At 56.4% G+C, this 2,546-nt stretch carries 1 rRNA gene; it reads right to left on the reverse strand.

What is annotated here, in order from left to right:
* Positions 1 to 2,546, reverse strand: a 23S ribosomal RNA gene (locus D455_RS0128600); the annotation flags it as partial.

Here is a 2,546-nt window from a genome sequence, read left to right on the forward strand (position 1 = left end):
CCCTTGGGACCAACCCCAGCCCCAGGATGCGACGAGCCGACATCGAGGTGCCAAACCATCCCGTCGATATGGACTCTTGGGGAAGATCAGCCTGTTATCCCCGGGGTACCTTTTAGCCGTTGAGCGACACCGCTTCCACACGCCGGTGCCGGATCACTAGTCCCAGCTTTCGCTCCTGCTCGACACGTCCGTCTCACAGTCAAGCTCCCTTGTGCACTTACACTCAACACCTGATGACCAACCAGGCTGAGGGAACCTTTGGGCGCCTCCGTTACTCTTTAGGAGGCAACCGCCCCAGTTAAACTACCCACCAGACACTGTCCTCGAACCGGATCACGGCCCAAAGTTAGATGCCCGAAACAGTCAGAGTGGTATTTCACCAACGCCTCCACCACCACTAGCGTGGCAGTATCACCGGCTCCCACCTATCCTACACAAACCATCCCAAACACCAATGTCAAGCTATAGTGAAGGTCCCGGGGTCTTTCCGTCCTGCTGCGCGAAACGAGCATCTTTACTCGTAGTGCAATTTCACCGGGCCCATGGTTGAGACAGTGGGGAAGTCGTTACGCCATTCGTGCAGGTCGGAACTTACCCGACAAGGAATTTCGCTACCTTAGGATGGTTATAGTTACCACCGCCGTTTACTGGCGCTTAGATTCCCAGCTTCGCGGGCCGAAACCCACTAACCAGTCCTCTTAACGTTCCAGCACCGGGCAGGCGTCAGTCCGTATACAGCGTCTTACGACTTCGCACGGACCTGTGTTTTTAATAAACAGTCGCTTCCCCCCGCTATCTGCGACCCCACCCAGCTCCGGAAGCAAAGTTCCATCACCAGACAGGGCTCCCCTTCTCCCAAAGTTACGGGGACAATTTGCCGAGTTCCTTAACCATGGTTCACCCGAACGCCTCGGTATTCTCTACCTGACCACCTGCGTCGGTTTAGGGTACTGGCCACACACGAACTCGCTAGAGGCTTTTCTCGACAGCATGGGATCACTCACTTCACCAAAAACGGCTCGGCATCACGTCTCAGCACAACAAGAGGCGGATTTACCAACCCCTCAGCCTACACGCTTACCCCCGGACAACCACCGCCGGGTAGAGCTACCCTCCTGCGTCACCCCATCACTTGCCTACTACGAGATCGGTTCCCAGACCAACCACCCCACAGAACCCGAAGGTCCCGTAAGAGGTCAGCGTGGTTAGCATCACCCGATTCAGCATGGACGCTCGTGCACGGGTACGGGAATATCAACCCGTTATCCATCGACTACGCCTGTCGGCCTCGCCTTAGGTCCAGACTCACCCTGGGCGGATTAACCTGCCCCAGGAACCCTTAGTCAATCGGCGGCAACGTTTCTCACGTTGCTTTCGCTACTCATGCCTGCATTCTCACTCGCATACCCTCCACCACACGATCACTCGGCAGCTTCACCGGATACACGACGCTCCCCTACCAACCCAAGAAAACTCGGGCTTCACAGCTTCGGCGGTGTGCTTCAGCCCCGCTACATTATCGGCGCAGAACCACTTGACCAGTGAGCTATTACGCACTCTTTAAAGGATGGCTGCTTCTAAGCCAACCTCCTGGTTGTCTCAGCAACTCCACAACCTTTCCCACTTAGCACACGCTTAGGGGCCTTAGCTGATGATCTGGGCTGTTTCCCTCTCGACTACGAAGCTTATCCCCCGCAGTCTCACTGCCACGCTTCACTTCACCGGCATTCGGAGTTTGTCTGACGTCAGTAACCTTGTCGGGCCCATCAGCCAAACAGTAGCTCTACCTCCAGCAAGAAACACGCGACGCTGCACCTAAATGCATTTCGGGGAGAACCAGCTATCACGGAGTTTGATTGGCCTTTCACCCCTACCCACACCTCATCCCCCAGGTTTTCAACCCTGGTGGGTTCGGGCCTCCACGAGGTCTTACCCCCGCTTCACCCTGGACATGGGTAGATCACTCCGCTTCGGGTCCACAGCATGCGACTCCAACGCCCTCTTCAGACTCGGTTTCCCTACGGCTACCCCACCCGGGTTAACCTCGCCACACACCATGACTCGCAGGCTCATTCTTCAAAAGGCACGCCATCACACCCCCGAAAGGACGCTCTGACGGCTTGACAGCACACGGTTTCAGGTACTCTTTCACGACCCCTCACCGGGGCACTTTTCACCTTTCCCTCACGGTACTAGTGCACTATCGGTCACCAGGACGTATTTTGGCTTAGCAGGTGGTCCTGCCAGATTCACACGGACTTTCACGGGCTCCGCGCTACTCGGGAACACACCAACACCTAGACTCTTCCTTCACCTACGGGACTCTCACCCACTCCGGTACCGCTTCCCAACGGATTCAGCTAGAAGAACCATCAGCGCTCTGGGCCGACAGACCCAGACAGATGCACCCCACAACCCCACACACGCAACGACTGCCGTCTCTCACACGCATGCGGTTTAGCCTCTTCCCCGTTCGCTCACCACTACTAGGAGAATCACTGTTGTTTACTCTTCCTACGGGTACTGAGATGTTTCACTTCCCCGCG

This window comes from Nocardiopsis halotolerans DSM 44410 (genome assembly GCF_000341065.1).
Taxonomy (GTDB): Bacteria; Actinomycetota; Actinomycetes; order Streptosporangiales; family Streptosporangiaceae; genus Nocardiopsis; species Nocardiopsis halotolerans.